Origin of the sequence: Pantoea sp. EKM20T, from assembly GCF_011800485.1 — a bacterium.
Lineage (GTDB): Bacteria > Pseudomonadota > Gammaproteobacteria > Enterobacterales > Enterobacteriaceae > Pantoea > Pantoea agglomerans.
The window spans coordinates 1-26,002 of sequence record NZ_JAALFW010000017.1; the positions used below are offsets into that span (position 1 = coordinate 1).

24 protein-coding genes and 1 riboswitch are annotated in these 26,002 nt (G+C 60.0%); of the genes, 8 read left to right on the forward strand and 16 right to left on the reverse strand.

Annotated features, from left to right (window positions below):
* On the forward strand, window positions 1–192 hold a 192-nt coding region (locus HFD94_RS22935; RefSeq protein WP_207712424.1), incomplete at its 5' end, for a hypothetical protein.
* Window positions 193–226: 34 nt separating this feature from the next.
* Here the strand turns inward: HFD94_RS22935 and HFD94_RS20770 are convergent.
* The 3 genes from HFD94_RS20770 to HFD94_RS20780 all read right to left on the reverse strand — a co-directional run bounded on the left by HFD94_RS20770 (window position 227) and on the right by HFD94_RS20780 (window position 3,204).
* Window positions 227–571, reverse strand: coding sequence for a hypothetical protein (locus HFD94_RS20770; RefSeq protein ID WP_010671501.1), 345 nt, complete (start codon window positions 569–571; stop codon window positions 227–229).
* A 22-nt stretch (window positions 572–593) separates the two neighbouring features.
* Window positions 594–1,940 (reverse strand): sodium:proton antiporter, encoded by a 1,347-nt coding sequence (locus HFD94_RS20775; protein ID WP_010253425.1) that lies wholly within the window; start codon window positions 1,938–1,940, stop codon window positions 594–596.
* 61 nt (window positions 1,941–2,001) lie between these two features.
* On the reverse strand, window positions 2,002–3,204 hold the full coding sequence (locus HFD94_RS20780) for an MFS transporter (protein ID WP_167433513.1): 1,203 nt from the start codon (window positions 3,202–3,204) through the stop codon (window positions 2,002–2,004).
* 93 nt (window positions 3,205–3,297) lie between these two features.
* Between HFD94_RS20780 and HFD94_RS20785 the strand changes: the two genes are divergently transcribed.
* Entirely contained in the window at window positions 3,298–4,266 is a 969-nt protein-coding gene (locus HFD94_RS20785) for a LysR family transcriptional regulator (protein ID WP_062759567.1), read from the forward strand.
* A gap of 34 nt (window positions 4,267–4,300) precedes the next feature.
* Here HFD94_RS20785 and HFD94_RS20790 read toward each other — a convergent pair whose 3' ends face one another.
* The 9 genes from HFD94_RS20790 to HFD94_RS20830 all read right to left on the reverse strand — a co-directional run bounded on the left by HFD94_RS20790 (window position 4,301) and on the right by HFD94_RS20830 (window position 15,861).
* Window positions 4,301–4,804 carry a TIGR00645 family protein gene (locus tag HFD94_RS20790; protein WP_010253431.1) on the reverse strand — a complete coding sequence of 168 codons (504 nt, stop codon included), beginning with the start codon at window positions 4,802–4,804 and terminating at the stop codon, window positions 4,301–4,303.
* A gap of 54 nt (window positions 4,805–4,858) precedes the next feature.
* Window positions 4,859–7,534, reverse strand: a complete 2,676-nt coding sequence (gene kdpD, locus HFD94_RS20795; protein ID WP_010671497.1) for a two-component system sensor histidine kinase KdpD — start codon at window positions 7,532–7,534, stop codon at window positions 4,859–4,861.
* A gap of 163 nt (window positions 7,535–7,697) precedes the next feature.
* Window positions 7,698–8,264: a potassium-transporting ATPase subunit KdpC gene (gene kdpC, locus HFD94_RS20800; RefSeq protein WP_010253435.1), complete on the reverse strand. Its 567-nt coding sequence runs from the start codon at window positions 8,262–8,264 to the stop codon at window positions 7,698–7,700.
* Between the two features lie 10 nt (window positions 8,265–8,274).
* On the reverse strand, window positions 8,275–10,323 hold the full coding sequence (gene kdpB, locus HFD94_RS20805; RefSeq protein ID WP_010671495.1) for a potassium-transporting ATPase subunit KdpB: 2,049 nt from the start codon (window positions 10,321–10,323) through the stop codon (window positions 8,275–8,277).
* Complete coding sequence (gene kdpA, locus HFD94_RS20810; RefSeq protein ID WP_167433514.1) at window positions 10,320–12,008, reverse strand: potassium-transporting ATPase subunit KdpA; 1,689 nt, start codon at window positions 12,006–12,008, stop codon at window positions 10,320–10,322. Before kdpA ends, kdpB begins: the two co-directional genes overlap by 4 nt.
* Entirely contained in the window at window positions 12,008–12,097 is a 90-nt protein-coding gene (kdpF, locus tag HFD94_RS20815) for a K(+)-transporting ATPase subunit F (RefSeq protein WP_010253443.1), read from the reverse strand. Before kdpF ends, kdpA begins: the two co-directional genes overlap by 1 nt.
* Before the next feature lie 108 nt (window positions 12,098–12,205).
* Window positions 12,206–13,372 carry an HD-GYP domain-containing protein gene (locus tag HFD94_RS20820; protein WP_010671493.1) on the reverse strand — a complete coding sequence of 389 codons (1,167 nt, stop codon included), beginning with the start codon at window positions 13,370–13,372 and terminating at the stop codon, window positions 12,206–12,208.
* Window positions 13,373–13,532: 160 nt separating this feature from the next.
* A complete protein-coding gene (locus tag HFD94_RS20825) occupies window positions 13,533–14,489 on the reverse strand; it encodes a 2-hydroxyacid dehydrogenase (protein ID WP_167433515.1) in 957 nt (318 codons plus the stop codon).
* Window positions 14,470–15,861 (reverse strand): MFS transporter, encoded by a 1,392-nt coding sequence (locus tag HFD94_RS20830; protein ID WP_033759126.1) that lies wholly within the window; start codon window positions 15,859–15,861, stop codon window positions 14,470–14,472. Before HFD94_RS20830 ends, HFD94_RS20825 begins: the two co-directional genes overlap by 20 nt.
* Window positions 15,862–16,281: 420 nt before the next feature.
* On the opposite strand from HFD94_RS20830, the gene HFD94_RS20835 reads away from it, so the two are divergent.
* Window positions 16,282–17,199 carry a sugar ABC transporter substrate-binding protein gene (locus tag HFD94_RS20835; RefSeq protein WP_167433516.1) on the forward strand — a complete coding sequence of 306 codons (918 nt, stop codon included), beginning with the start codon at window positions 16,282–16,284 and terminating at the stop codon, window positions 17,197–17,199.
* Window positions 17,200–17,234: 35 nt separating this feature from the next.
* Here HFD94_RS20835 and HFD94_RS20840 read toward each other — a convergent pair whose 3' ends face one another.
* The gene (locus HFD94_RS20840) at window positions 17,235–17,735 is read right to left on the reverse strand and encodes a GNAT family N-acetyltransferase (protein ID WP_010253457.1); all 501 of its coding nucleotides are present in this window, start codon (window positions 17,733–17,735) and stop codon (window positions 17,235–17,237) included.
* Between the two features lie 72 nt (window positions 17,736–17,807).
* On the opposite strand from HFD94_RS20840, the gene HFD94_RS20845 reads away from it, so the two are divergent.
* Window positions 17,808–19,640, forward strand: coding sequence for an ABC transporter ATP-binding protein (locus tag HFD94_RS20845; RefSeq protein WP_033759129.1), 1,833 nt, complete (start codon window positions 17,808–17,810; stop codon window positions 19,638–19,640).
* On the opposite strand, the gene HFD94_RS20850 is transcribed toward HFD94_RS20845, so the two are convergent.
* Window positions 19,637–20,761 (reverse strand): GNAT family N-acetyltransferase, encoded by a 1,125-nt coding sequence (locus HFD94_RS20850; RefSeq protein ID WP_010253462.1) that lies wholly within the window; start codon window positions 20,759–20,761, stop codon window positions 19,637–19,639. The genes HFD94_RS20845 and HFD94_RS20850 overlap by 4 nt on opposite strands.
* Before the next feature lie 141 nt (window positions 20,762–20,902).
* Here HFD94_RS20850 and HFD94_RS20855 point away from each other — a divergent pair, with 141 nt between their 5' ends.
* The 3 genes from HFD94_RS20855 (at window position 20,903) to HFD94_RS20865 (ending at window position 23,473) form a co-directional block, all read left to right on the forward strand.
* Window positions 20,903–21,817: a LysR family transcriptional regulator gene (locus HFD94_RS20855; protein ID WP_167433517.1), complete on the forward strand. Its 915-nt coding sequence runs from the start codon at window positions 20,903–20,905 to the stop codon at window positions 21,815–21,817.
* Window positions 21,818–21,915: 98 nt separating this feature from the next.
* A complete protein-coding gene (locus HFD94_RS20860) occupies window positions 21,916–22,857 on the forward strand; it encodes a glutathione S-transferase family protein (RefSeq protein WP_167433518.1) in 942 nt (313 codons plus the stop codon).
* Between the two features lie 10 nt (window positions 22,858–22,867).
* Window positions 22,868–23,473, forward strand: coding sequence for an alpha/beta hydrolase (locus HFD94_RS20865; RefSeq protein ID WP_010671486.1), 606 nt, complete (start codon window positions 22,868–22,870; stop codon window positions 23,471–23,473).
* Here HFD94_RS20865 and HFD94_RS20870 read toward each other — a convergent pair.
* Together HFD94_RS20870 and crcB are read right to left on the reverse strand one after the other, a co-directional pair.
* Complete coding sequence (locus tag HFD94_RS20870) at window positions 23,470–24,285, reverse strand: sugar phosphate isomerase/epimerase (protein ID WP_109653026.1); 816 nt, start codon at window positions 24,283–24,285, stop codon at window positions 23,470–23,472. The genes HFD94_RS20865 and HFD94_RS20870 overlap by 4 nt on opposite strands.
* 132 nt (window positions 24,286–24,417) lie before the next feature.
* Window positions 24,418–24,795, reverse strand: coding sequence for a fluoride efflux transporter CrcB (gene crcB, locus HFD94_RS20875; RefSeq protein ID WP_061704379.1), 378 nt, complete (start codon window positions 24,793–24,795; stop codon window positions 24,418–24,420).
* 88 nt (window positions 24,796–24,883) lie between these two features.
* Window positions 24,884–24,959: riboswitch (Fluoride riboswitch) on the reverse strand.
* Between the two features lie 117 nt (window positions 24,960–25,076).
* Between crcB and HFD94_RS20880 the strand changes: the two genes are divergently transcribed.
* Window positions 25,077–25,997 carry a nucleoside hydrolase gene (locus HFD94_RS20880; protein ID WP_167433519.1) on the forward strand — a complete coding sequence of 307 codons (921 nt, stop codon included), beginning with the start codon at window positions 25,077–25,079 and terminating at the stop codon, window positions 25,995–25,997.
* Window positions 25,998–26,002 lie beyond the last annotated feature (5 nt).

Genomic DNA, 26,002 nt, shown 5'->3' on the forward strand with positions numbered 1-26,002 from the left:
CAGGGAGGGCCGATCCCCGAACGGTTCGTCGGCACGACGTCAAAGCCGAAGGTACCGCGTGAGCGGCGCGAGGACGGTCCGGCAGCAGCAGAGGTGCGCTGGCCCGCACTGCGGCTCGCTCGCCCGGAAAAAAAGCTGCCACGTTTGACCGTGACAGCCTTTACAAATTTAATCTTAACTGATCAGTATTAGCCCGGCAGGCGCGTTTTTATTTAATCCGATGCGGTTAATCTTCCTGCTGGAACTGCGCCATCACGGCCTGCTCACACTGCTGTTCGTTAACGCGCAGTTTGGCACGCTCATCATCTCCCAGCTGCAGCCAGGCACTGGCCACTTCACGCGCGGACTCTTCATCAAATTCAGGCTGATTCATCGCCGACGGCGACTGACTGCGCGCCACGGTCGATTTCATCTGTTCGACATACTGATCCGCACTGGCGACCTTTTTCTCGCCGCTGACAATGTGGCACAGCTGACTGGCATAAACATTCTGCTCAGTGTCAGCCTCGTCCGCCGCCAGCGCGCTGCCGGTGGCGAGGATGCTCAGCAGCACTATCTGAGTTACTTTCATTCTTAACTCCTGTTAGTTCGGGTTAAACCTTACGCTGAAGGGCTTCTAGGCGTTTCTGACGCCAGTTCAGCAGCGGCGACACGGTGGTGCCGTGGACCACCACGCTGCAGACCACCAGCGTTAACGCCATATTGGTCATAATTTCCATCTGCGGGCCTTCCATACCGTGCGTCCAGGCATAGGCGATGTAGTTCAGACTGCCAATCCCGCGGATGCCCAGCCAGCCAATCAGCAGACGCTGCCCCAGCGGCAGTCCGGCGCGCAGCGTCACCAGCCAGACGGCCAGTGGCCGCACCACCACAAACAGCACCAGGCCAATCAGCACGCCGTAGATGTTCCAGTGCTGCGCCAGTGTGACGCCCAGCACCACCATCATGCCAGCCGCCAGTAAACGTTCAATAGTATCGCCAAAAGAGAGGGCGTCGCCTACCACAAACCCTATCGACTTCACCATATTGTTGTCGCCCTGATGCGCCAGGCGTTTATTAGGGTTCACCAGTGCTTCAGAGGGCAGCACGCGCTCGTCGTCAGAGAGATCGTCCGGCTGATGGCGACGGAATACGCCCATCTCAGCACGGCGTAATCCCAGCCCGGCGGCGAAGGCAGCCAGGAAGCCGGAGGCACCCAGCCACTCCACCAGTGAATAACTCAGCGCAATCAGCGCCAGCGCCAGGAAATCATTGGGCGCCACATCGCCATTGGCATTGCGCAGTCGGGTCGCCAGCAGGCCAATCAACTGCCCCAGCACGAAACCGATGATCAGACCGCCGCCAATTGCCCAGAGCACCTCGACCGCACCCCAGTGCCCCAGCATCGCCACGCTCAGGCTTTCGCCATTAAACAGCAGCAGCGCCAGCATCAGCAACGGCAGCGCGGAACCATCATTCATACCCGCTTCACTGGAGATCGCCACGCGCAGCGAGTCATCATCCTGCGCATCGTTGACCGAGATTAAGCTCGCCAGCACCGGATCGGTCGGCGCAACAATGGCACCAAACGCCAGCGCAATCGGCCAGTCTAATCCCACCAGGAAGTGCGACAGCAGGGTCATCGCGGCCACGGTCAGCAGCATGGCGGGAAAAGCCAGTTTCAGCCCGGTGTGCCAGCAGTTGTTTTGCAGCGGCTGACGCAGCTTGAGGCCGGTGATGAACAGCGAGGCAGCCATGGTGATTTCAGTGATGTGCGCCACGGCTTCGGAATGGGTAACAATATCAATGTGGATAACATCAAATCCCCATGGGCCGCACAGCATGCCCGCGATAAGGAACAGACCAAATGAGGTGACTGGCCCCCGGTGAATCCAACCGGAAGCCAGCGACATCAGCAGCAGAAGGCCGCCCGTCGCTGCTGTCCAGGCTAAAAAGTTCATAACACTCCAGATTATTTCGGGTTTATGAATAAGCCTGGCACATTTTTTGACGGGCGAGGTGTCAGTTTTTCAGGTGTCGACTGGCGAAGCGGACCGCCAGCGCGGCTGCACCGGCTAAGGTCGAGAGCGCAACCACGCCATTCCAGCCCCAGTGTGCCAGCGCCAGACTTCCCAGCGCCGCACCGGTGGCCATACCGATAAACACCACGGTAAACAGCAGCGCATTCAGGCGACTGCGTGCTTCCGGCGCCAGGCCATAGACCAGCGTCTGATGCGCCACCAGCGTGGCCTGCACTCCTAAATCGAAGCCGATGGTGCAAAGGACAATCAGCGCCAGCTGGGCCGGCATCGGCAGCGGCGGCAGCAGAAACATCAGCGCAAAGGAGATTGTCACCAGCGCGGCGCCAGCCTGCGTGACCCTGGCCGGACCGATGCGGTCAGCAAAACTGCCCGCCAGCGGTGCCGCCATGGCACCCGCCGCACCGGCTAAACCAAACGCCCCGGCCACAGCACTGTCCAGATGAAAGCGGTCGCTGAGCATTAACGCCAGCGTCGACCAGAAGGCGCTAAAACCCACTGACAACAGCCCCTGAGCCAGTGCGGCACGACGCAGCGTCTGATGGTGACGCCACAGGTGCACCAGCGACAGCAACAGGCGCGGATAGCTCACCGAGGTGCCTGGCGCGAAACGCGGCAGTACCCGCCACAGCGTGAGCGTAATCAGCAGCACCGCCAGCGCGGCAATCATATACATGGTGCGCCAGCCGAAATACTCTGCCACCACCCCGCTGACCACCCGCGACAGCAGGATGCCCACCAGCAGTCCGGTCATCACCGTGCCGACTGTTTTACCCCGGCTGCGTTCCGGCGCCAGCGCCGCCGAAGCGGGCACAATATCCTGCGCCACGGTGGCGGTCAGGCCGGTGATAAAACTGGCAATCAGCAGCGCGCTGAGTCCACCGGAAAAACCACACAGCAGCAGCGCCGCCACCAGCATTAAGCCTTTGATAAAGATAATGGTCCGCCGGTCATGGCGATCGCCCAGCGGAGCCAGCAGCAGGATGCCCAGCGCATAGCCCGCCTGGGTCAGCATCGGCACCATGCCGACCGCGCCGATGCCGGCGTTAAACTGCTTGCTGATGATATCCAGCATCGGCTGGCTGTAGTAGATCGACGCGACGCTGAGTCCGGCACCGGCGGCCAGGGTAAACACCAGCGGCGCAGAGAGCGGTTCATTTTGAGTCTGGGTCTGTATGGCTGACATGCTGTAATCCTCATCATTTCGTCCTGCCATTAAAGCGCATTGCGGTTATACGCGGTAGACTGACATCAGGCAAAACCGTTATACATGGTGCGTATGAACAATCCTAACAGCAGCGATCGCATCGATCTGATGCAGACTTTTATCCGTATTGTGGAGAGCGGCAGCTTATCCGCCGCCGCCGCGCAGCTCGGCACGACACAACCCACCGTCAGCCGCCGACTGCAGAGCCTGGAGCAGCGGCTGGGCCTCAAGCTTATCCTGCGCACCACCCATGCGCTGAAGCTTACCGATGATGGCGAGCGCTGCTACGCCCAGGCGCGGCAGCTGCTGGCGACCTGGCATGCGCTGGAAGATGAGCTGACCGGGGCCAGCGATGACCCGGTCGGTACGCTGCGGGTTCGCGCCCCGCACGCCTTTGGCCAGGATCAGCTGATCGCCCCGCTGGTGGACTATCTGCACCGCTATCCCCGGCTTAATATTGAGTGGATGCTGAATGACCGCACGCCCGACTTTATGGCGGAGAATGTGGACTGCGCCATTCAGGTCGGCGCGCCAACCGATCCTTCGGTGGTGGCGATACTGCTGGCAGAAGTGCCGCGTATTGTGGTGGCCGCCCCGCACCTGCTGGCGCAGCAGCCGCCGATAGAGCGGGTTGAACAGCTGCGCGATCTGCCGTGGCTGGCACTGACCAGTTTTTACCGTAACGAAGTGGCGTTGCAGAAGATTGACGATGGCCAGCCGGTGAACCTGGCGATTACGCCCCGACTGAGCAGCGACAGTTTATATGCGGTGCGTAAAGCGGCACTGGCGGGGATGGGAGCCGCGATCGTCTCGTCCTGGGCGGTGCAGGAAGATCTGGCGGATGGCGGCCTGGTTCAGCTGATGCCCGCGTGGCAGGCACCGCCGCTGCCGGTGTGGCTGACTTATCCCTGGGCGAGTTACTACCCGGCCAGGCTGCAACACTTTTTTGCCATGATCAAAGAGGTGATGCCGCAGCTGGCGGGTACGCGTCCGGCCTCACAGCCAGCGGGTCGTTCAGGGGGAGCAGAGCGGAAAGGGTAAAGCAGGCGCCCGCCTCAGCGGGCCGCCAGAGAGGTTACTTCGGTTTTTTATCGCTGCGCGACATCTGATCCAGCCAGCCCATCACAAAGGCGGAGAGCACAAAGGTCAGGTGGATAATCACGTACCACATCAGCTTGTCGTTTTCGACGTTGCGCGCTTCCATAAACACCCGCAGCAGGTGAATCGAGGAGATGGCGACAATGGAGGCGGCGACTTTGTTTTTCAGCGAGCCGGAGTCCATCTTGCCCAGCCAGCTCAGCTTCTCTTTATCTTCGTCGATATCGAGCTTAGAGATGAAATTCTCATAACCCGACAGCATCACCATCACCAGCAGGCCGCCAACCAGCGTCATATCCACCAGCGACAGCAGCAGCAGGATCAGATCGTTTTCCGCAATGCTGAAAATGTTGGGCAGCAGGTGGAAAATTTCCTGGAAAAATTTAATGGTCAGCGCCAGCAATCCCAGCGAAAGTCCAATGTAAACCGGGGCCAGCAACCAGCGCGATGCATACATCAGGTTTTCGGTAAAACGTTCCATACAATCCCACGAATAATCAAACAGGTCCGGGAGTATAACCGATCAACTGTGAAGTTATTTCAGCCCTTCGTCAGAAATTTCAGGGACCGGCGGCAGCGGCAGCGAGAGACGAAATGCCGCGCCGCCTTCGGCCCTGTTCTCTGCCCAGATCTGACCACCGTGGCTCTCGATAATGGTTTTACAGATTGCCAGACCCAGCCCGACGCCCGGCACCGCCGACTCTTTGTCGCCCCGCCAGAATTTATCGAATATCCGGCTTAAATCGTCTTCGGCAATGCCCGGTCCGCTATCCCAGACCGAGATCTCCAGCCGTGACGCCGCACGCCAGGCGCGAATGCCGCGTGGTGCGCTGTTACCGGCATACTTCAGGCTGTTCTCAATCAGGTTGGTGAAGACCCGCTCCAGCAGCGTGCTGTCGCCTTTGATCAGCACGATGTCGTCCGGCAGATCGAGCCGGACCTCATGCCCTTTCAGTGATGGTGCCATGCTGCTCAGCGCCCCGCCGACCACCTCTTCCAGCGCCAGCCACTCCTCACGCAGATTGAGGCCGCCCGACTGAATGCGCGCCATATCCAGCATGTTGCTCACCAGCCGGATGGTGCTCAGCGTCTGCTCGCGGATCTGACTGGCCTGCGGCACATATTTTGAGTTGTCGCTGGCCAGGTCAAGCATCAGCATTTCCGCCTGACCAAACAGCACGGTCAGTGGGGTGCGCAGGTCGTGGGACAGCGCCGACAGCAGCGCGTTGCGCAGCTGTTCACGCTCCGCCGAGAGCCGGGACGCCGCCTCGCTATGCGACAGCGCCATTCGCTCCAGTGCGTTAGCAATCAGCACCGTAAAGGTTTCCACCAGCCGCTGCTGCTCGGGGATCATCAGCTGACGCAGGTTCTGCGGCTCCACCACCAGCAAACCCCGGCAGTGCGCGCCACTTTTCAGCGGCAGGATCTGATAAGGCACCGCCGGTAAGGTATCAGTGCCCGCACCCGCAGGCTGGCCTTTGCTGTAACTCCATTTAGCAATCGCGCGATCCGGCTCGCTGGCTGGTAACGCATCGCCCACCGGTTGCAGTTCGCCCTGCTCATCCGGCAGCAGCAGCAGGCAGCGCGCCTGTAACGTGGCATCCAGCACCCGCTGGCTGGTGGCGGCGATATCCTGCGGCGTTAACGCACTGCCCAGCGATTTCGCCATCTCATAGAGCTGGCGCGCCCGCTGCTCGCGGTAGCGCGCCACCCGCGCCTGATAACGCACGCCTGCCGTGAGATTGCCGACGATTACGCCTACCGCCAGCATCACGCCAAAGGTGACCAGATATTGCAGATCGGAGACCGCCACCGTGCCGGTGGGGGCAACAAAGAAGAGGTCAAAGGCGACGATATTCATCACCGTGGCGATCACCGACGGCCAGCGACCATAGCGCAGCGCCACGATCACCACCGCCAGCAGATAGATCATTACGCAGTTGGCGGGATCGAAACCGATCAGTACCGACTGTCCGGCGGCGGTTACAAGGATACAGAGCACCAGCGCCATCATTACGCCGCGCAGCTGAATACGCCATTTTTCGCTGGTGACGCGGCCATCCGGCAGCGGATGCGGCGCATCCTTCAGCGGCTCATCCAGCGCCACCACCAGCAGATCGAGATCCGGCCCCAGCTGGCCGAGCCGTTCGGCAAAGCTGTCACGCCGCCAGCGCCGCAGCGGGCGACGACCGGTGACAATTTTGCCCAGATTGTGCGCGCGGGCGTAACCCAGTACCGCTTCGGCTTCATCGGGTTCAGAGAGGGTCGCGGTTTCCGCGCCCAGCTCCTGCGCCAGCTGTAACGTACGGAGAATCGCCCGTCGCCGCGCTTCCGGCAGCCGGTGCAGCCGGGGCGTTTCGACATAGACCGCGTGCCATTCACTGCCAAGCCGCGCCGCCAGTCGGGCGGCGGTGCGCACCAGCTTTTCACTGCCGCTGTCGTCGCCAATGCAGAGCAGAATGGCGTCGCGGGTGTGCCAGACGCGCTCCCGTCCCTGCTGATCGCGCCAGGCGCGCATCTGATCATCCACCCGATCGGCGGTGCGACGCAGGGCCAGCTCACGCAGGGCGAACAGGTTACCTTTGCGGAAAAAGTTTTCGATGGCGCGTTCCGCGCGGTCGCCAATGTAGACTTTGCCCTCTTTCAGCCGCTGCCGCAGATCGTCGGGCGGCAGATCGACCAGCACCACTTCGTCGGCGCTGTCGAAAAAGGGATCGGGCACGGTTTCGCGCACCTGAATGCCGGTGACGCCGCCTACCACATCATTGAGGCTCTCAAGATGCTGTACGTTGACGGTGGTCAGTACATCGATGCCCGCTTCCAGCAGCTCCTCAATATCCTGCCAGCGCTTGGGATGGCGCGAGCCCTGCACGTTGGTGTGCGCCAGCTCATCCATCAGGATCACCGCCGGATGGCGAGCCAGCGCGGCATCAAGATCAAACTCTGCATGACGCGAGCGGCCGGTTGCGCGACGCGGCAGCAGAGTTAACCCTGTCAGCAGCTGTGCGGTTTCCGGCCGGTCATGGGTCTCTACCACGCCGATTAAGACATCCAGACCCTGCGCACGCAGCCGCTGTGCCTCCTGCAGCATGGCGTAGGTTTTACCCACGCCAGCACAGGCACCAAAGTAAATTTTCAGCTGCCCGCGATGAGTCTCGCGGTTAGCCTGCAGCAGCGCGTCGGGATCGGGACGCTGGGGTTCGTGGTTCATCGCTTCCTTAGAGCCTATGCCAGTAGGCGTAATTGTTGCAGACAGTCTGGACACGGACAGCGCGGAACAACCGGAGCGTACACGTAGTACGTGAGGATTGTGAGCACTGCCCAGGTTCAGACTGACAAATAAAATAGCCTAATGGGATAGGCTCTTAACACCATTACAGTTCGTTGAGCGCCATATTCAGCTGCAACACGTTGAGGGTCGGGGTGCCGAGGAATGGCAGCAGCGGACGATGCGTCATCTTATCAATCAGCGCCTCGACCTGCGGCAACGGCAACTGGCGGCTGGCGGCGATACGCGGTGCCTGCCAAAGGGCGGCCTGTGGCGAAATATCCGGGTCCAGCCCGCTGGCTGACGCGGTGACCAGTTCAACCGGGACGGCGGCCGGTGCCTGCGGATTCGCGGCCCGCAGCGCAGCGACGCGATCGGCTACCGCTTTGTCCAGCGCCGGGTTGCTGGCGGCCAGATTGCTGCCCCCTGAGGCCAGCGGATTATAAGGTTTATCACCACTGGCTGAAGGGCGGCCCCAGAAATAGTTGGGCTGGGTAAAGTTCTGGCCAATCAGCGCCGACCCGCGCGCCACGCCATCCTCCTCCAGCAGCGAGCCGCTGGACTGGGACGGAAACAGCCACTGCGCCAGACCGGTGGTGAGCAAAGGATAAACCACGCCGGTAACAAGCGTAAGCAGCAACAACAGTAAAATTGCCGGACGTAACTGACTCATTTTTCTCTCCTCAGGCCATGCCTGAAAACACTAACAGCAGATCGATCGCTTTGATGCCGACAAACGGCACCAGCAGGCCACCCAGACCGTAAATCAGCAGGTTGCGGCGCAGCAGCGCAGCAGCGCTCAGTGGGCGGTAGCTGACGCCTTTCAGGGCCAGCGGGATCAGGAAGACAATCACCAGAGCGTTAAAGATCACCGCCGACAGAATCGCACTGGCTGGCGAGTGCAGGTGCATCACGTTAAGCATGTTGAGCTGCGGATAGGTCGCCGCAAACGCCGCCGGAATGATGGCGAAGTATTTCGCCACGTCGTTGGCGATACTGAAGGTGGTCAGCGAACCGCGCGTCATCAGCATCTGTTTACCGATATGCACCACTTCCAGCAGCTTGGTCGGGTTCGAGTCGAGATCGACCATGTTGCCCGCCTCTTTCGCCGCCTGGGTACCGGAGTTCATCGCCACCGCCACATCCGCCTGCGCCAGTGCTGGCGCATCGTTGGTGCCGTCGCCGGTCATCGCCACTAAACGCCCTTCCGCCTGATACTGGCGGATCAGCGCCAGCTTGGCTTCCGGCGTGGCCTCTGACAGGAAGTCATCCACGCCCGCTTCCGCGGCAATCGCTGCGGCCGTCAGCGGGTTATCGCCGGTGATCATCACCGTTTTGATACCCATTTTGCGCAGTTCGGCAAAGCGCTCTTTGATGCCACCTTTGACGATATCTTTCAGCGCCACCACGCCCAGCACGTTCGCGCCCTCTGACACCACCAGCGGCGTGCCGCCACTGCGTGCCACCTCTTCCACCTGCGCATTGACCTCGGCCGGGAAACGGCCATGGTTCGCTTCGATGTGGCGCCGTACCGCATCGACCGCGCCTTTGCGGATCAGTCGATCCTGCACGTTTACGCCGCTCATGCGGGTCTGCGCAGAGAACGGAATAAAGCTGGCACCCATGCTGCTGAGATCGCGCTCACGCAGATTAAATCGCTGTTTTGCCAGCACCACGATACTGCGCCCTTCCGGCGTCTCATCGGCCAGCGAGGCGAGCTGTGCGGCGTCGGCCAGTTGCTCTTCGCTGACGCCCGGCGCGGGCAGGAACTGGGTCGCCTGACGGTTACCCAGCGTGATGGTGCCGGTTTTGTCCAGCATCAGCACATCCACATCGCCCGCGGCTTCCACCGCACGCCCGCTGGTCGCAATGACGTTAGCACCCAGCATCCGGCTCATCCCCGCCACGCCAATCGCCGACAGTAAGCCGCCGATGGTGGTCGGGATCAGACAGACCAGCAGCGCCACCAGCACCGTGATGCTGACCGGCGTTCCGCCCCATGCAGAGAACGGCCAGAGTGTCACGGTCGCCAGCAGGAACACGATGGTCAGTGACACCAGCAGGATGGTCAGGGCGATCTCATTCGGGGTTTTACGGCGTTTCGCGCCTTCCACCATGGCGATCATCCGGTCAAGGAAGGTTTCGCCCGGGTTGGCGCTACAGGTGATCACCAGCCAGTCAGAGAGAATGCGGGTCCCGCCGGTGACGGAGGCGAAGTCACCGCCCGACTCGCGGATCACCGGTGCGGACTCACCGGTAATGGCGCTCTCATCCACAGAGGCACCGCCCTCCATCACTTCACCGTCGCAGGGGATGATGTCGCCCGCTTCCACCAGCACGGCATCGCCTTTGCGCAGCTCATCGGCACTGACCTGCTGCCACTCGGCGCCATAGCGCGCCGCTGAGAGTTTTTTGGCAAAGCTGGTCTTTTTCACCCCTTTCAGGCTGCTGGCCTGGGCCTTACTGCGCCCTTCTGCCAGCGCCTCCGCCAGGTTGGCAAACAGCACGGTGAACCAGAGCCAGACCGCGATCGCCCCGGTAAAGCTGGCGCTGCCGCTGATCCGGCCGGTCAGCATCGCCAGCGCCAGCAGCGAGGTCAGAATGCTGCCGAGGTAGACTACAAACATCACCGGGTTACGGAACTGCACCCGGGGATCGAGCTTTTTCACTGCATCCCAGGCCGAGGTACGCAGCAATGCTGCGTCAAATAACGCCTGTTGTTGACGACTCATGAGGATTGTCCCTGAACAAGTTGCAGATGCTCAGCCACCGGGCCCAGCGCCAGAGCAGGAATAAAGGTCAGTGCACCCACCAGCAGCACCGTGCCGATCAGTAGTCCGATAAACAGCGGACCGTGGGTTGGCAGCGTGCCGTTACCCACCGGCTGCACTTTTTTCACCGCCATCGCACCGGCAATCGCCATCACCGGAATGATGATGCCGAAGCGGCCCAGCAGCATGCAGGCAGCCAGTAGCAGGTTCCAGAACGGCGTGTTAGCACTCAGGCCGGCAAAGGCGCTGCCGTTGTTGTTGGCCGCCGAGGAGACCGCGTAGAGCACTTCGCTGAAGCCGTGAATGCCGGGATTGGCCATGGCACTGCGTCCGGCGTCGGTCATCATCGCCAGTGCGGTACCGATCAGTACCAGCGCCGGTGTGACCAGAATCGCCAGCGCGGTCATCTTCATCTCCCAGACGTCGATTTTTTTGCCCAGGAATTCCGGGGTACGACCGATCATCAGCCCGGCGATAAACACCGCCAGCAGCACAAACAGCAGCATGCCGTAGAGACCGGCACCGACGCCGCCAAACACCACTTCGCCCAGTTGCATCAGCCACATCGGCACCATGCCGCCCAGCGCGGTAAAGGAGTCGTGCATGGCATTCACCGCACCGCAGGAGGCGGCGGTAGTGATAACCGCGAACAGGCTGCTGTTAAGAATGCCAAAGCGCGTCTCTTTACCTTCCATGTTGATGGCGCTGTCAGCACCCAGCTGGAGGAAATGCGGGTTGCCCTGCAGTTCGGCCCACATGACGACCGAGACCGCCGCCACAAACATCAGCGTCATCGCCCACAGCAGCATGTGGCCCTGACGACGGTCACGCACGCTTTCGCCAAACGCGAAGCAGAGCGCCGCCGGGATCAGGAAGATGCTCAGCATCTGCACCAGGTTAGTCAGCACCGTCGGGTTTTCAAATGGATGGGAGGAGTTGGCGTTAAAGAAGCCGCCACCGTTGGTGCCCAGCATTTTGATCGCTTCCTGCGACGCTACCGGTCCCATCGACAGCGTCTGCTGCACGCCTTCCAGCGTGGAGAAACTGTGATAAGGCGCGAAGTTCTGGATGCTGCCCTGGCTGACAAAGAACAGCGCCATCAGCAGGCTGATAGGCAGTAAGACATAGAGCGTGATGCGCGTCAGGTCGCGCCAGGCGTTACCCAGGGTCGCAGAGCTGCGATTAGCGAAGCCACGGATCAGCGCAAATGCCACGGCGATACCGGTCGCGGCTGAGAGGAAATTCTGCACCGTCAGGCCCACCATCTGACTGAAATAGCTCAGGGTGCTTTCGCCGCTGTAGGATTGCCAGTTGGTGTTGGTGACGAAGCTTACGGCAGTGTTCAGCGCCAGATGCCAGCTCAGGCCAGGCAGCTGCTGCGGATTCAGCGGCAGCGCGCCCTGCATCAGCAATATTGCCAGCAGCACCACGAAACCCAGCGCATTGAACAGCAGAATCGCCAGCAGGTAGTGCGGCCAGCGCATGTCCGATTGTTGCGCGCCCAGCAGTCGCCACAGCGGCGCTTCCAGCCGGGCAAACACCGGCTTGTCAGCCACTAACGACGCCAGACCCCGTCCGAGCGGCTGCGCCAGCACCATCAGCAGCAGCAGATAGAATGCGATGAGTAAAAAACCATTGGCCGCCATCAGAAGGCCTCCGCATTTAACAGGGCATAGATCAGATAGCCCAGTAACAACACCACCAGCACAATGCCGGTTATTACGCCCACGCTCACAGGAACCTCCAGAGGATTGGATTTATGGCTTAGCTTGCGCGGAGGCGTATAAAGAAGGGGTTAAAATGCAGCGGGCGGGCGTAAAAATAGTGTAAAAATGGCGAAAAATCAGGCGACTTCCAGCGCCCAGATACGATTGAGATCGACGTTACCCCACAGCGTGCTGTCCTCTGCACCCACAATGCTGTCGGTGCAGAAGCTGTCGCCAAGGTCGAGCTCTTCCGGTTTCACTTCACGCTGGGCGTGCAGTGACCAGAAGACATGCACGCAGGGACGCATCAGCGATTTTTCGCCCGCTTTCACCACCAGCGCCACCCGGCCGGAGGCCAGACGCACCAGCGATCCCACCGGATAGATGCCGATGGTCCGCACGAAGGAGTGCAGCAAGCCAGGGTCGAAATGTCCGCGCCAGCTCAGCATCTGGTGCATCGCCTCGGCGGGTGTCCAGCCGTTGCGATAGGAGCGGGTCGAAGTGACGGCATCATAGACATCGCACACCGCCGCCATGCGGGCGTAGAGCGAAATCGCCTCGCCTTTCAGGCGGTGCGGATAGCCGCTGCCATCATATTTCTCATGATGATGCAGGGTGATATCGAGCAGATCGTCATCGGCGTCGGCTTCTATCAGCATCTGCGCACCGACCACCGGATGCTCACGCATCACCCTGAACTCCTCTTCAGTCAACTTGCCCGCTTTGTTCAGGATCGCCAGCGGCACGGCCGCTTTGCCGACATCATGCAGTAAACCGCCCATGCCCACCCGACGCAGTTCCTGCTCATCCAGCCCGAGTTTTTTACCCAGCGCAATCATCAGCCCGCAGACCGCCATGGAGTGCAGATAGGTGTAGTCATCATGATTTTTCAGTCGCGCCACGCTCAGCATGGCAGAGGGTTCACGCGTGATCGATCCGGCGATTTCATCCACCAGATCCATCATATAATCGAGCTTCAGGCCGTTACCCAGCCGCGCTTCGTTGAACATCGCCAGCACTTTCGGTTTGCCCTGCAAAAAGATCTGCTGTGCCTGATCCAGTTCCTGGAAAAACGGGGTGCGGCCAATGGTTCTCTTCGCGACCGTGGAGGCGATCGGCGCCTGCACCGATCGATCGAGGTCGATCCAGAGCTGGCGGATCCCTTCAGTGCGAAGCATGGCGATTTGTCGGGGATCGGTGATCAGCATCTCATTATGAATGCGCTGGTCTTTTATCCACCAGACCTCCAGCTTGTGGATAAACATCCCTGGGCGCAATTCATCAATGGTAATCAGCTTTATCACGCTATCACTCTTTAATATCAGCGGGTGGTAAGGTGATATCGGCAGCCGGACAAATTTTCTTCAGGCTGTTTTGTGCGAAGGTGAGGGTCTGGTGAGTGGTCAGAGGAGAGGCGTCCTGCCTCGCCCCCGTTTCAGCAGGGGGGTTAAGACGCCGCTGCGGTTACACTACCCGGGTCAGCACCGGCTCACCACGGGCAAACGCCAGCATATTCTCAAAGACCAGGTCAGCCATCGCCGCCATGGTTTCGCGGGTACTGCTGGCGATATGCGGCGTGATCACCACATTGTCGCGCTGGCGCAGTGCGTCAGGCACCTGCGGCTCCTGTTCAAACACATCAAGCCCGGCACCGGCGATCTGCCCGGTTTCCAGCGCATCCACCAGCGCCTGCTGATCCACCACGCTGCCGCGCGCAATGTTAATCAGATAGCCCTGCGGTCCCAGCGCCTGCAGCACTTCCGCATTGATAATGTGGCGCGTCGCGGCACCGCCCGGCAGGGTCAGCACCAGGAAATCGGCCTGCTGCGCCAGCGCCACCAGGCTCTCATGACGGGTGTAGGGCACATCGGGCCGTGAACGCGGATTGTAATAGTGAATCGCCATATCAAACGCCTGCGCGCGCCTTGCCACCGCCTGACCGATATTGCCCAGCCCGACGATACCGCACACCTTGCCACCGATTTTGCTGCTCAGCGGAAAGCGGCCCTGCGTCCAGTGACCGGCGCGTGTGAAGCGATCGGCCTCGCTGATGCGGCGCGCCACATCCAGCAGCAGCGCCATCCCCAGATCGGCGACGCAATCATTGAGCACCTCCGGCGTGTTGGTCACCACAATGCCGCGCGACCGGGCGGCTTCCGTATCAATGCTGTCATAACCGACGCCGTTACTGCAGATCGCTTTCAGGTTTGGCAGCGCGGCGATCAGCACGGCCGGTGCGCCCATCACCGCGTTGCCGCTGGTGACCAGCATGTCGATATCTGCGCCCTGCTCAGCCAGAAAGGCTGCCTCATCTTCCGCCTCCCACAGCCGGAACGCGGTGAACGTCTTTTCAATGTTCTCTATCAGCTGTAGTGGCAGGAATTTCCCTCTGATCAGCACCTTACATTGCTTTAATGCCATCTTCTTTCTCCTGATTGTTATAGGATGCCGGGCGATCGCTCTCTTCACCGACGCGTTCAATCGGTCCCATCACCAGCAGGAACAGCAGCGCCGCTACCACGCAGTGTGCCGCCACAAACGCCAGCCCGATGCTGTAGCTGCCGGTCAGACCGACGATGATGCCGAACAGCAGCGGCGTGGTGAAACCGGCAATATTGCCGATGCCGTTAAAAATGGAGCCGGCCAGGCCCACCGCCTCTTTAGGTGCGGTGTCGCTGATCACCGTCCAGGTGCCTGCACCGGCCGCTATACCTTTACCGAAAAAGGCGAAGGACATAATGGCGATAATGCCGCCGTTACCGGGAATAATCGCCGCCAGCACCAGGCTGGACGCCATCAGCATGCCGACGATATAGGGCGTTTTACGCGCCCAGGAGACGCTCCAGCCCCGGGCGATTAACTTGTCTGACAGGTAGCCGCCGCTGATCCCGCCCAGAAAACCAAACAGCGCCGGAGCCACGGTGGCGAAGCCCGCCTCCATGATGTTCATGCCGCGCGCCTGCACCAGATAGATCGGAAACCAGGTAATAAAGAAGTAGCTGAGCGCGATGATGCAGTACTGACCGAGATAGGCGCACCAGAGCATGCGATTAGTGAGCAGCTTTCTGAACATCGCTTTACTGACCGGTGGCCGCGCTTTCAGCGTCTGCGCCGAGTCGATATCCACCAGCGCACCACCGTCGACGATGTGGCGCAGTTCACTCTCTGACACGCCAGGGTGATTGCGCGGCTCCCGCATCCAGGCAGCCCAGACAAACACCGCCAGCAGGCCGATGCCGCCCAGCACAAAGAACGGCCACTCCCAGCCAAAGCGCGACACCAGCCAGCCTGACAACGGCGAGAAGATGGCGACGGCAAAATATTGCGCCGAGCTGAACAGCGATGAAGCCCGTCCCCGCTCTGCGCCAGGGAACCACATAATCACCACGCGCGCATTGGCGGGAAAGCTGGGTGCCTCGATCAATCCCAGCATAAAGCGCAGACCAAACATCAGCATCAGCGCGCCGGTCATGCCGCTGGAGAACTCACCAACGAATCCCATCGCCAGCGTCGAGACTGACCAGAGCGCCAGCGTGACGCCATACACTTTTTTAGCCCCGAAGCGGTCAAGAAACAGTCCGCCGGGGATCTGACCAATAACGTAGGCCCAGCTGAAGGCAGAGAGGATCAATCCCAGCTGGATCGCTGACAGGCCGAACTCCTCTTTGATCGCCGATCCGGAGATCGAGAGGATCGAACGGTCAGCATAAGCCACGACCGACAAAAAGAGGATCAGGCAGAGGATCCAGATGCGTACATGAGACGTCCGGTGAGTCGTTTGGTCTTTAAGCATGAGCTGAATTCCTTAAAAAGCGGCAGGTTGCGCCACGAGGTTTTTTTCAGGAATAACGCTGAGATTTCCCGCTTAAGGAAATATAGATAGGAGGCTAACGATGGATCATTGTGCGGATGTTGAGATCGTCAGGCCCGATTCAGCGGTTTTCTGACAACCACCACAAAGGCCAGTGCGATGCTGCACAAAAGCGCAAAAAGCCGCGACTGCCTGCCGCAGAGTGTGCGCCACGTCGAGGATTTCATCGGCGCGGCCAGCTATGACGCGGCGATTTTACGGCAAAGTGTGGCGGCGCTAGCAAGAGTGAAAAGGGCCGGTTGTCAAACCCGGCGACAGTTCATAAGCTGCAAATGATAATCTTTGTCCATTTTTATAATAAATGAAAAATATATTCCACTCAGTTAACCTCGGGAGTCTGCAATGAAAAAACGTGCATGGGCAATACTCTGTCTGCTCTCTCTTTCCACGTCGGCGCTGGCAGAGAAGATTGGCGTCTCAATGGCCTATTTCGACCAGAACTTTCTGACCATTATCCGCCAGTCGATCGAGAAAGAGGCCAAAGCGCATCAACTGGATGCGCAGTTCGAAGATGCACGCGGCGACGTGGGCCGTCAGACCGATCAGGTGCAGAGCTTTATCAGTTCCGGGGTGGACGCGATTATCGTCGATCCGGTCGACTCCGCCAGCACCCCTGCCCTGACCAGGCTGGTGCAGCAGGCTCACATTCCGCTGGTCTACGTTAACCGCACGCCGGGCGATAAAACCCTGCCGCCGGGCGTGGTGTTTGTCGGCTCTGACGAACGCGAATCGGGCACGTTGCAGATGGAAGCGCTGGCGAAGCAGGCGGGTTATCGTGGCAAGGTCGCCATTATCATCGGTAACCTCAGCGATGCGGGTGCGCTGCAGCGCACCAAAGATGTCGAGCAGGTGGTGGCAAAGTATCCCAACATGAAAGTGGTGCTGAAGCAGACCGCCAACTATTCGCGTAATGAGGGCATGGATTTAATGCTCAACTGGCTGTCGAACGGGGAAGAGATCGATATTGTCGCCGCCAACAACGACGAAATGGCGATTGGCGCAACCATGGCAATTGCCCAGGCGAAACCGAAGAAAACCATTCTGGTGGGCGGCATTGATGCCACGCCGGATGGCCTGAAAGCCCTGGCAAGCGGCAAACTGGCCGTCACCGTGTTCCAGGATGCTGTGGGTCAGGGCAAAAAATCGGTCGAGGTGGCGCAGCAGATGATCAAAGGGGAAAAAGTCGATTCCCACCAGTGGATCCCGTTTGAACTGGTAACGCAGCAGAACATGCAGCAATACAGCAATAAAACTCCGTAATGAAAAGCGGAGCGGCAGCGCTGCCGCTCCGGTTATCACTTCTCGTGCAGCAGTTTCGCCATCATCACCACATCGCGCAGCTGACCGTCGCGCAGGGCAGCCTGCCGCATCACCCCTTCACGCTCAAAGCCCAGCCGCTCATAGAGCCGCAGCGCCCGTTCGTTGTCGTGAAACACCTCCAGCTCCATACGCGTAATCCCCAGCCAGTTACGGGAATAGTCGAGCGCGGTGCGGATCAGGCGCTCACCGACGCCGCGACCGGCGTAATCGGGATGCACACCCAGCCCAAAGCTGATGCAGTGGCGGGTGCGCGGCTTGTTATCCACAAACAGCGTCAGCTCACCGGCCAGCACGCCCTCGATCTCCGCGACAAAGGCGATAAACCCCTCAGCATCCATTCTGGCGATTTTTTTCTCCCAGGTGGCAACGCTGGGAAACGGCAGCTGCAGCGTCCAGGGATAGACATCGGGATGACTGTAGAGTCGCTGATAGGCGGCGGCATCCTGCGGTTCCCGTGCCCGAATAATGATTTCCATATTTTCTCCTTTTAGCCGAACGGGGTTCATGCACTAAGCTGTAGCTCTTTACCGGACGGAAAGAGTATCGCTATGTTGTATCGCCGTTTTGAGCGTTTTATCAATATTTTTCATGACGCGCCCACCGACTCGCCCCCCTCAACGGTCTGGTCGTTTTACCTCTACTATCTGCGGCAGGTCTGGCCGAGTTTCGCGGCACTGCTGGTAGTGGGACTGGCGTCAGCCCTGATTGAAGTGTCGCTGTTCAGCTATCTGAGCCGCATTATCGATATGGTCAATCACTCCACGCCCGCCAGCCTGTTTCGGGATAACTGGCCGATACTGCTGTGGATGGGGGCGGTGGCGCTGATTCTGCGGCCGATTTTTATCGCCCTGCACGACATGCTGGTGCATCAGAGCATCAGCCCGAGCATGACCAGCATGATCCGCTGGCAGAATCACAACTACGTGCTGCGCCAGAGCCTCAATTTCTTCCAGAACGATTTCGCGGGTCGCATCGCCCAGCGCATTATGCTGACCGGCAGTTCACTGCGCGATTCCGCGGTGCAGCTGGTGGATGCCATCTGGCACGTGCTGATCTACGCGGTGACTTCACTGGTGCTGTTTGCCGGTGCCGACTGGCGGCTGATGATCCCGCTGATTCTGTGGATGGTGGCCTACAGCGCCTCGCTGCGTTTCTTTGTGCCGCGCGTTAAAGCGCGTTCGGTGGTCTCCTCAGAGTCGCGATCTAAGCTGATGGGCACCATTGTCGATGGTTATACCAACATCGCCACCATCAAGCTGTTCGCTCACAGCGATCTGGAACGGCAGTATGCGCGTGAGGCGATTCAGGAGCAGACCGAAAAAACCCAGAACGCCGGTCGCATGGTCACCAGCATGGATCTGACCCTGTCGGCGCTGAACGGCCTGCTGATTGTCTCGACCTCCGGGCTGGCGCTGTGGTTATGGAGCCAGTCGCTGATTAGCGTCGGGGCGATTGCACTGGCGACCGGTCTGGTGATCCGCCTGGTGAATATGTCCGGCTGGATCATGTGGGTGGTCAACGGCATTTTCGAAAATATTGGTACGGTACAGGATGGCCTGAAAACCATTGCGCAGCCGCTGAGCGTGCAGGATGCGCCGCAGGCGAAGCAGCTTAAGGTGACGCGCGGCAACATCCGCTTTGAGGATGTGCGCTTCGATTATGGCGGTGGCCGTCAGGTGATTAACGGCTTTAATCTTGACATCAAACCTGGTGAGAAGATTGGGCTGATTGGTCCCTCGGGCGCCGGTAAATCGACGCTGGTGAACCTGCTGCTGCGCCTCTATGACCTGAACGCAGGGCGGATTGTGATCGACGATCAGGATATCGCCGCCGTGACGCAGGAGAGCCTGCGCAGCCAGATTGGCATGATCACCCAGGACACCTCGCTGCTGCACCGCTCAATCCGTGAAAACCTGCTGTATGGTCGTCCCGACGCCAGCGAAGAGGAGCTGCAGCTTGCGATTCACCGCGCCCGCGCCGATGAGTTTATCCCGCTGCTCTCCGACTCGCTGGGTCGCACCGGGCTGGATGCGCACGTGGGCGAGCGCGGCGTGAAACTGTCGGGCGGTCAGCGTCAGCGTGTGGCGATAGCCCGCGTGCTGCTGAAGGATGCGCCGGTTCTGATCATGGATGAGGCCACCTCGGCGCTCGACTCCGAAGTGGAAGCGGCGATTCAGGAGAGCCTGGAGTCACTGATGCAGGGCAAAACCGTTATCGCCATCGCGCACCGCCTGTCGACCATCGCGAAGATGGATCGGCTGGTGGTGCTGGATAAAGGCGGCATTGCCGAGATGGGCAGCCATCACGAGCTGCTGGCGCAAAACGGTCTCTATGCCCGGCTGTGGCAGCATCAGACCGGCGGTTTTGTCGGCATCGATTAATCGCCGCGTCGATAGGGTAAGGCGTCGCGGGCTTCTTCCGCCCAGCCGCGCACGCCTTCCCGCTCCTGCACCAGAAAATCAGCGACCGCATCACGCAGGCCGGGATGCAGCAGATAGTGCCAGGAGTGGGTAATCTGCGGCTCGAAGCCGCGCACCAGCTTGTGCTCGCCCTGTGCGCCAGCATCAAACCGCGTCAGCCCCTCATCCAGGGCCAAATCCATTCCCTGATAGAAACAGGTTTCGAAGTGCAACCGGTCAAACTCCGCAAGACAGCCCCAGTAGCGGCCATAGAGCGCGTTGCTGTCCCGCAGATAAAACGCCATGGCGGCCGGTTGCTGCTGTAAACGGGCGATCACCACCACAATGTTCTGCGGCATGCGTTCCGCCAGCAGGCTGAAAAAGTCACGCGTCAGATAGGGACGCTGACCGCGCACCGCATAGGTGTTGGCGTAACAGGTATAGACAAAATCCCACTGATCTTCGCGCAGCTGATAGCCCAGGTAGCGGTCAAACTCAAAGCCGCTCTGCATCACCTGCTCACGCTCTTTACGCAGCTGTTTGCGCTTGCGCGACATCAGCGAATCCAGGAAATCCTGAAAATCGCGGTAGCCACGGTTATGCCAGTGATACTGACAACCGAGCCGGGAGAGCCAGTCGGGCTGATCGGCCAGCAGCTGGTTAGCCTGCGCATCGGTAAAGTTGATATGTGCCCCGCTTAAGCCCTGCTGTAACAGGCTCTCAGGCAGGGCCGACAGCAGTTGCGCTGCGGCAGCGGTTTCGCCCAGCAGGCGCGCACCGCTGACCGGGCTGAAGGGGATCGCGCCCAGCCATTTCGGGTAGTAGCGGATCCCGGCGCGCTGGCTGGCATCCGCCCAGGCGTGGTCAAAGACGTACTCGCCCTGTGAATGGCGTTTGCGGTAGCCTGGCAGCGCGGCGCGGGTCACGCCCTCCTCCCGCCACAGCAGATGATCGGGCTGCCAGCCCGCCTCTAACCGCACGCTGCCGCTCTGTTCTAACGTGAGCAGAAAGGCGTGGCGCAAAAAGGGCTGGTCATCAGGCAACAGCGCATCCCACTCGGCGGCCGGGATCTCCGCCAGTGACGTCAGGTGAATCAGCGACATGAATTACTCCAGAGAACGTCGGGCAGAGAGTCAGTCAAGCAGGTTTTCCGCGTCAGCGAAAGGGTTAAGGCACGCAAAGTGAAGGCTGCATCAGCGGAGCACAGCTTCTATACTGCGACTTTATCTCCACAGGACACCGCCATGGATCGACTCGATTGTGACCGGATGTTTGTCACGGTGCTGGAAACCGGCAGCTTTTCTGCGGCGGCGTTACGTCTTGGCACCAGCAGCAGTCAGGCTTCCAAGCTGGTTTCAAAGCTGGAGCAGCGGCTCGGCGTCCAGCTGTTTAAGCGCAGCACGCGCGCCCTGTCGCCCACCGATGTCGGGCGCAGCTATTATGAGCGGGTCAAAAACCTGCTCGATGCGTTTGAAACGCTGGATGCCAGCGTGCGTGAAAGCGCCACCACGCCTACCGGCAGGCTGAAAATCAGCGCACCCGGCTCCTTTGGTACTGTGGTGTTGTCTGAGGTGCTGGTGGCGTTTGCCCGACGCTATCCGCTGATTGAACTGGATGTCAGCTTTTCAGACCGGTCCGTCAACATCGTCGATGAAGGCTTTGATATGGCGATCCGTATCGGCACCCTCAGCGACAGCAGCCTGGTCGCGCGCAAGCTGGGTGAGGTGCATGTGCGCATCGCCGCCTCGCCGGTCTATCTTGAGCAGTTTGGCACGCCGCAGCACTGGCGCGAGATGCCCCAGCATCAGTGCATCATCGACACCAATTTTCGCGATCCCTGGCACTGGCCGTTTGCCGGCGGCAGCGGCGGCAGCGGCGGCAGCGAGATTGTCACCGTACCGGTCCGCGGGCGTCTGCGCTTCGCCAATACCGAAGCCTGCCTGCAGGCCGCGATGGCCGGACTGGGCATTGCGCGGCTGCCCGGTTTTATTGCGGCTCCCGCGCTGCAACGCGGTGAGATTGTCCGGCTGCTGGAGAATTTTGACACGCCACCACTTGGCCTGTTTGCGGTTTATCCGCCCGCCCGTCATCTGGCACACCGGGCGCGCCTGCTTATCGACTTCCTGGTGAGTCACTTTACCCGTTTTCCGCCCGCGTAATTTCTTCCAGAATGGAAGAAATGATTGTCTTTATGACCGGATTATCAGCCGTTTAGTCATCAGTTAAGCTGCTTCTCACATTACAGAGGAGTCGCGCGATGTTAGTAGAAGGCAAATGGAGTAGTGACTGGCACCCGGTGCAGTCGACCGATAAACAGGGCGGATTTGTCCGTCAGACGTCCGGTTTCCGGCATTTTATCAGCAGCGATGGCTCCACTGAATTTGCGGCAGAAGCAGATCGCTACCATCTTTATGTGGCGCTGATCTGTCCATGGGCGTCGCGCGCGTTAATTGCCCGCAAGCTCAAAGGGCTGGAGTCGCTGATTAGCGTGACGGTGGTTGAACCGCAGCTCGGTGCCCAGGGCTGGCGCTTTGGCAATTTTCCCGGCGCACAGCAGGACCCGCTGAATCACGCGCAGTACCTGCATGAAATCTATACCCGCGTCGCGCCCGATTACACGGGCCGGGCCACCGTGCCGGTCTTGTGGGACAAGAAAAACGGCACCATTGTCAGCAACGAGTCCGCTGACATTGTGCGTATGTTCAACAGCGGCTTTGGCGATCTGGCCGATAACCGCATCGACCTCTATCCCGCCGCGCTGCGTTCTGAGATTGATGCGCTGAATGAGAGTCTCTATCCGCGTCTGAATAATGGCGTTTACCGCGCCGGGTTCGCCACCACATCGATCAGCTACCAGCAGGCATTTAATGACGTCTTCAGCCAGCTCGACGAACTGGAAGCCCTGCTCAGCGATGGTCGCACCTTCCTGCTGGGTGAACGGCTGACTGAAACCGATATTCGCCTGTTCGTCACCCTGATTCGCTTTGACGTCGCCTATCATGGCCTGTTCAAATGCAACCTGCGCCGGATACGCGACTATACGCTGCTGAATCGCTATCTTAAGAGCGTGCTGTCAGTCTCCGGCGTGCGAGAGACGGTCAGCATCGATCATATCAAACAGGGTTACTACTCAATCAAGGCACTGAACCCGAACGGAATCGTTCCGGCAGGCCCGGATCTGAGTGAGTACGGTCTTTAAAGGAGCAATAATGGCAAAAGCACTGGTAATTTTTCTGCATGGCGTAGGCAGTAACGGCGACGATCTGGCACCGATTGGCCGTCACTGGGCGACGCTGTTGCCGGATGTGATTTTTGCCTCACCCAATGCGCCCGAACGTTTTACCGCCGGTTTTGGCTGGCAGTGGTTCAGCCTGGAGGAGGTGACGCCAGAGAACCGGCCAGGTCGGGTACGGGCCGCGCGGGCGGCGTTTGACGCGACCCTCAGCGACGTTATCGCACAGCACGGCTTCGCCGACCGCTGGCAGGATGTGGTGCTGGTCGGCTTTTCACAGGGGTCGATCATGGCGCTGGATGCGCTGGCATCTGGCCGTTATCCGCTGGCGGGCGTGGTCGCCTTTTCGGGTCGTCTGGCGGTTGACGGTGAACTGACGCCACAGCCTCATCTGCCCGCGCTGCTGATCCACGGCCAGGCCGATGAGGTGATCCCGTGGCAGGAGAGCGAATCTGCCGCAGCACGACTCAGGGCCGCACTGGTGCCGGTAGAAGCGCGATTTGAACCTGCCACCGGCCACACCATCTCCGCTCAGGGTGCCATGCATGCCGCCGCGTTTATCGCGCAGTGCTTACAGGATTAACCCCAGCAGCGCTTTAATGCCTGCCAGGCATGACGGGCAGCGACCTCAGGCGGCAGGCGTTTCAGCGCATCATTAAAGACTTCAATGCCCACCGGTCCCTGATAGCCCGCGCTTTTGAGCTTATCGACAAAGCGTTCAATGTCGATAATGCCATCGCCGGGCAGCAGACGCTGATGCTTTGCCATCGCCATCAGGCTCTGCTTATCCTGCGCAGGCATGGCGGCCATATCACACAGCTGCACTTCATAGATGCGATCGGCAGGGATACCGTCCAGCTGTGAGGCATCGCCGCCCAGTGCGCAGATATGAAACAGATCGACCACCAGCCCGATATTGGGCTGATCGAGCCGCTGCAATCGCTGCCACGCCAGCGGCAGGGTGTTATCCACGCTGCACCAGGCCATCGGCTCATACATAATGCGCATGTTGTAGCGCGCAGCTTCAGAGGCCATCCAGCGCAGGTCATCATCAATCTGGTCGGCGCAGCAATCCTCACGGGTGCTGGCCGGCGCCTGAATGGTGTCGCAGCCCAGCGCCTGGGCAATCTGAATAAACTGGCGCAGCTCTTCGCGCTTCTGTCCGCGCAACGCACTGGGTGCCCCGGTGAAATCGCGCAGCACCTGGAGATTGGTAAAGCCAGGTCCCTGCCGGGCAGCGATCTCAGCCAGTGCCGCCGCGCCGCCCTCGCACGCCTCGACATCCTCGCGCCAGATCTCCACCTGATCGAAACCGGCGTCACGCGCCGCCTGAAGTTTCTGGCCGGGCTCACCGTTTAACAGCACCAGGTTAAGGAAAGTGGGGTTAGTTCGCATTGCTCGGCTCCTTAATCGTCCGGAATAATCGGTGACGTTCAGCTTCTGCGCCCGTTCATGCGGGATGGTCGGGCGTAAAACCTGAAACAGTATCTACCTATTAAGGAGTATGACAAGCGCCGCTTAGCCGGATCAGCCCAGCATCGTGACCAGTGCGAAACCGGCAAACGCCATCAGCAGCGAACCGATCACATGCACCAGCGCGCTGGTCATCGCCCAGAAATAGTTCCCTGATTGTAGCAACCCCATTAATTCCGCCGTAAAAGAGGAGAAGGTGGTCAGCCCGCCGCACAGTCCGGTGACGATCAGCAGTTTCCAGAATGGGTCGAGGTCGGGATGGCGAACAAACCAGGCCATCGCGCCGCCGATCACCAGACCGCCGATCAGATTCACCAGCAGTGTGCCAGGTGGCAGATTGGGAAAGAGCGAATTAAAGCGCATCGCAAAGAGCCAGCGCAGTACACAGCCGGCAGAGCCGCCGATCATCACAGCCAATAACGGTTTCAACATGTCTTGCTCCTGATTGCAGATTGACGCCGGGCTGAGGGGGAAAGGCAGAGATAAACTGCGCCTGACACCTCAGCTCCCGCGAAAGGATTGAGTGTCAGGCGTCATCAGCCGGTGTAAAGCCCACCGGCGGTTGGGGAAGGTGGCACGCCATCACCTTGAGCCGGTGATAATACGACGCCCGTTTCAGGCTGGCAACAGTGAGGTCATGGCGGCTGAAAACCTTGACGCGCACGCCACAGACGGAGTAATGCTGATGGTTTACAGCCTGTTGCGGAGACCCTATGCGTACCCTGATTTTTGATACCGATATCGGCGTGGATGACGCCTTTGCGCTGGCCTATGCGGCGCGGACGCAGCATCTGCTGGGGATTACCACGGTCTTCGGCAACGTGGCAGTGGGTCAGGCGGTGAAAAACGCCCGACTGTTTTGCGGGAAAATGGCGATTAACGCGGAGGTCTATCGCGGCTGTTCACGACCGCTGGCGCTGCCACCCTCTGCGCCTGCCAGACTGCACGGTGAAGATGGGCTGGGCGATGCGTTTGATAATACCTGCAGCGATCAGGCGCCGGGCGCGGTGCAGTTTATTATCGACAGCGTGCGGGCGCAGCCGCATCAGATCACCCTGGTGGCGATTGGTCCGCTGACCAATATCGCCACGGCCATTAATCAGGCACCGGATATTATTCCGCTGGTGAAAGAGCTGGTGATCATGGGCGGCGCATTTGGCACCGACGGGCACAGTGGCAACGTGACGCCCTTCAGCGAATTTAATATCTGGAAAGATCCGCATGCTGCCGATCAGGTGCTCGCCTCGGCGCTGAACGTGGTGGTGATCCCGCTGGATGTCACGCACAAGGTGCTGATCAGCGGCGATGAGGTTCAGCGTCTGAATCAGCCGGTGCTGAGTGCGATCTGTCGCCCTTACCTGGCTTATAGCCTGCAGAAAGAGGGGTTCGAGGGTATGGCGCTGCACGACACCCTGGCGGTGGCGTGGCTCACTCTGCCACAGGCGTTTACCCTGACCGAAAGCCCGCTGCGGGTGATCACGGAGGGCATCGCCTGCGGTCAGACGGTGCGTAAGCTGAGCGCGCTGGCCTCCCGCCAGGATCCCTTTAACGGCCTGCCCGCCCAGCGTATCGCACTTGGCGTGGATGCTGACGCGGTGCGGGCGCACTTCTTTCAGACCCTCACCGCGCCCTGAACCAC